Consider the following 4323-nt stretch of genomic DNA (forward strand, 5'->3'; position numbering starts at 1 on the left):
ATATTTTTATTTTATGATTTATAATTTTATAATAAGGATTTATTATGGATAATTTTGATAAAGATAATTCAGAAAATAAAATTAATCCCGTATATTTTGATGAAACAGATAGAGCAATAATAGAATCGTACAAATATGTTGTAAAAGGTATAGCAAATGCCTTTGGAAGAAGCTGTGAAGCATTAGTACATTCTTTAGATAACTTTGAAAATGCAGTTAAATTTATAGAAAACGGACATAATTCTTCTAGAAATCCAGGAGCACCTATTACTAATTTGGCATTAGAGATTATAGCAGGTGTACATGAAGATAAGAAATTTTTAGAGCCATACGAATCTAAATTTCCAAATGGAGACAGATGCAAATCCATAACCATACCAATAAAAAATAAAGATAAACTTATAGGATTATTATGTATAAATATCAATATGGAAGTAAGTTTAATAGATTTTGTAAAAGAATTTGATATAAAAGATAATAAAAAAAAGTTTCATGAAAATTATAGCTCAAATATAGACGATATGATATCATCTATCCTTAATAAAAATATAAATGAAATCATGCTTGATATGTCAATACCAAATCAGGATAAAAACAAGAGTATAATAATAAAACTTTATGAAATAGGATTCTTCAATATAAAGGGCTCTGTAGAGGCATTGGCAGAAAGATTGCAAATATCTGTACATACTGTTTATTCTAATATTAGAAAATATACTTAATTGAAACTAATAAAAAAATGCCTAATAATATATTATAATTATTAGGCTTTTATAAAAATTAATATTCAATATAATATTCAATTATCTTTTATCCAATTTTTACCTTTAAAAATTCTAGCCAATAACATACCAGCTCCAACATCATTTGTAGCATTTATTGTTGTAGCAGGAGCATCTGTGATTGTACCAATTAAAACCATAATAGGTATAGACTCTGGAGGGAAATTAAAAGCAGATATTATAAAAATCTCTCCAACATATCCTCCAGCAGGTATAGCTCCCATTACAGACGATGCTAAAACTGATACCAATATAGCTGTTATTATGTTTTGCGGTTCTAATATATTGATGTTAAACATACTGCACATAAAAGTAATTTTTAATATAGTTATTAGTGTAGCACCAGACTTATGCAGATTACAACCCATAGGTATTGTTAAATCATTAATATCATCTGGTATGCCAATATTTTTTCCTGCTATCAAATTAGTTGGTATTGTAGCTGCAGAAGAACATGTTCCTAAAGAAACTAAAGAAGGAGGTATTATATATTTCCAAAATAATTTTACTCCATTTATTCCAGCAGCTAAATAAGCAAATACTGTATTAGATACAAAATAAAATACTATAGCCGCTATAAAATATATTATTAAAGCTCTGGATAATGGTCCTGAAAGTGCTGCTCCGTTTTGTCCTACTAATGTTGCAAAGAAAGCTCCAAGACCAATAGGTGCTATATACATAACATATGAAACTACTTTTGATATTATTGAAGTTAAAGAACCAAAAAATTTTACTACAGGTTTTCCAACTTCTCCTACCTTTACTATAGCTATTCCTATGAGCATTGCAAATACTATTAAAGCCATGAGGTTTTGTCTAGACCATAAAAGAGGAAAATCATTAACTGTAAACATCGCTAATATATTTGAATTGCTAGTCATGTTATTTATAGTTTCATTCATAGCAATATTAGCACCATCAGCAGGATTAAATATTATAGTGATTATAAGCATATATATAGCCGCTATAGTTTCAGCTAATAAAAATATAACTATCATTATTCCTAATACTTTTCCAAGTTTATTTGTGTTTTCCATATTTGATATAGAATATACAAGAGAAATGAATATCATAGGAACAACACAACAATAAAGTAAATTCAAAAATATATCAGCAATAGGCTGCAGTACTAAAGCTTTCTCTCCAAAAATTACACCAATTATAGACCCTATCAACATTCCTAAAATTAGGATAAACGAAAATTTATAATTTTTTAAAATATTCATATGAACTCCTAAAATATATAAACTTATAAATAAAAAAGCCCATCTATTATAAATAGAGGGCTTTTTATATACGCTATACAAATATATTATTATTGCTGAGTAGTTTCAGTTGTTTCAGTATTTTGTTGAGTATTGTTGTTAGCAGCAGCAGGTTTAATATTTTTAATAGCATCTATAGCAGCTTGTCTAATAGCTAAGAAATATTGATCATCTTGAGAAAGGTCTATTAAATCACCTAAAGCCATAGGACTACCTATTTTACCTAAAGCAACAGCTACTTCATAAACTATACCTTGAGTTCTTCCTAATCTTAATTGGAAAAGTAAAGCAGGAACAGCTTTTTCACTTCCTATTTCACCTAAAGCTTGTACAGCAGCGATGATATTGAAAGTTTCTTGTTCAGCAAAAAGCATTTGAGATATATAGTCTACACTAGTTTCAGATTTAGCAATTCTTGCTGCTTGTAATGCTTGATATCTTACAGTAGAATCAGCATTAGAGCTAGAAGAAGTACCTAAACCATAGCTAACATATCTATTAATTGTTCTGATAGCTAAATCGCTATTAACACCTTTTTTACTCAAAGCTTCAAAACATAATGCTTTTACTGAAGGTGAACCAGTTTCTATAGCGTTAATTAAAAGCTCTTCATCTTGGTTAACTAAAGCATCTACAAAGTTTTGATCTAATTCTTCTCTAGGTTTTTCACCTGTTGTATTATTAGATTCTTGAGTAGTAGTAGTGTCTGTTGTTGTTTGTGCAGTTTCTTGTGCAAACATAGTTGCTACAGAAAATGCAAGAATTAATGTTGAAATTAATATTTTTTTGAGCATTAGAACCCCCCTTAATATTTGTTTCAATAATATATTTATTGTGAAATAATTGCAAGCAGTTTAATATGAAGATAAAAATATTTTTATAATAAAAGCCTATTATATTGCAAAAAATTATGTTTTTATTATACTTTATCTTATAAATAATATGTTAATTTATAAAAATTATAAAAAAAGGATTAAATGTGGTTAGTTTAATTTTTGTTTCAGATAGTAATGAATTTGTAAAGGCATTACAAAAATATATTAATCAAGTTAGTAATATATCTGTTGTATGTTCTGGAGGAATAGGGGATAGTTTATTGGGTACTAATCATAATGATATTTATAAAGTTATAAATGATAATTATAGTGATGATGGTGTTATTATATTTTTTGACAGCAAAAGGGCTTTGGTTAATTGTGAGATGGCTGTTGCTATGTTAGATAAAGAAAAACAAAAGAATGTAAGAATATCATTTGCTCCTATTGTAGAGGGAGGAATGATTGCTGCTACTGAAGCTTCTTTAAATAAAAAAATAGATGAGATAGAAGATAAATTAAATAATCTTGAGAAAAAATATTGCAGTGAAAATATTCAAGAAAATTTAAAAGATTATACAAAAGAAGAATATATAGTAAAATTAAAAAATGGTTTTCATGCTAGACCTATATTTATGTTTATGAATACTGTAGCTAAAAATAATTGCTCTGTATATATTACTAATAAAACTAAAAATAAAAATATTGTTTGTGCTGATAGTATGAGTAAGATATCTTTATTAAACATACAAAAAGATGATGTTGTGGAGGTTTATATAAAGGGTGATAATCATCAAGTTTTAAGAGAGTTTTTTAAAGATTTATTTGGTGGAAAGTTTGAGTTTAATAGTAGTAATGAAGTAAAAAAAGTTTATACTGTTGATTCTGATTTTGAAATTGTGTGTGAGGGAAAAGTTAGTGGTTTGGCTAAATATATTGATTTGGATATAAAAATAGGATATGAAGAGCAGAGAGATGTTGATATAAAAACTGAGAAAGAAAAATTTGTGTATGCAATAGAGACTGTAAGAAAAGAAATATTAAAACAAAAAAAGAAAATAGAAGAAAAAAATATTTCTAATGATGCCGTTCTAATATTTGATTCACATTTATCTATGCTTTTAGATGAGGCGGTTATTAATGATGTAGATAGTTTGCTTGATACTTCAAAACATACTGCTTTATATTTATATACTAATATTATGCAAAATATGTATGACTGTTTTAATGAGTTTGATGATTTATATATGATAGAGAGAAAGTATGATATTCAAGATATTTTAAATCAGGTTTTATCTGTAATGTTAGATAAGAAAATACAATTACCTGAAGATAAAGATGTTATTTTGATATCAGATAATATTTATGTATCAAATATAGCTAATTTTTCTAATAATATTAAAGGTGTTATATCATTAAATGGAAGTTCTATTTCTCATTCGGGTATACTTTTAAAGG

Annotated in this window: 4 protein-coding genes; 2 read left to right on the top strand and 2 right to left on the bottom strand. The window is 26.6% G+C overall.

Features of this window, described 5'->3' with window-relative positions; genetic code table 11:
- Positions 1-44: 44 nt before the first annotated feature.
- Positions 45-722, top strand: coding sequence for a helix-turn-helix transcriptional regulator (locus tag E6A48_RS09405; protein WP_013243397.1), 678 nt, complete (start codon positions 45-47; stop codon positions 720-722).
- Between the two features lie 77 nt (positions 723-799).
- Here the strand turns inward: E6A48_RS09405 and E6A48_RS09410 are convergent, their stop codons facing one another.
- On the bottom strand, positions 800-2011 hold the full coding sequence (locus E6A48_RS09410) for a dicarboxylate/amino acid:cation symporter (RefSeq protein ID WP_219709961.1): 1212 nt from the start codon (positions 2009-2011) through the stop codon (positions 800-802).
- 89 nt (positions 2012-2100) lie between these two features.
- The gene (locus tag E6A48_RS09415; RefSeq protein WP_219709962.1) at positions 2101-2844 is read right to left on the bottom strand and encodes a HEAT repeat domain-containing protein; all 744 of its coding nucleotides are present in this window, start codon (positions 2842-2844) and stop codon (positions 2101-2103) included.
- A gap of 185 nt (positions 2845-3029) precedes the next feature.
- On the opposite strand from E6A48_RS09415, the gene E6A48_RS12060 reads away from it, so the two are divergent.
- Positions 3030-4323 (top strand): phosphoenolpyruvate-utilizing N-terminal domain-containing protein (locus tag E6A48_RS12060; RefSeq protein ID WP_219709963.1); only part of this gene is annotated, 1294 nt, incomplete at its 3' end.

Source organism: Brachyspira pilosicoli (genome assembly GCF_019402445.1).
Classification (GTDB): Bacteria; Spirochaetota; Brachyspiria; order Brachyspirales; family Brachyspiraceae; genus Brachyspira; species Brachyspira pilosicoli_B.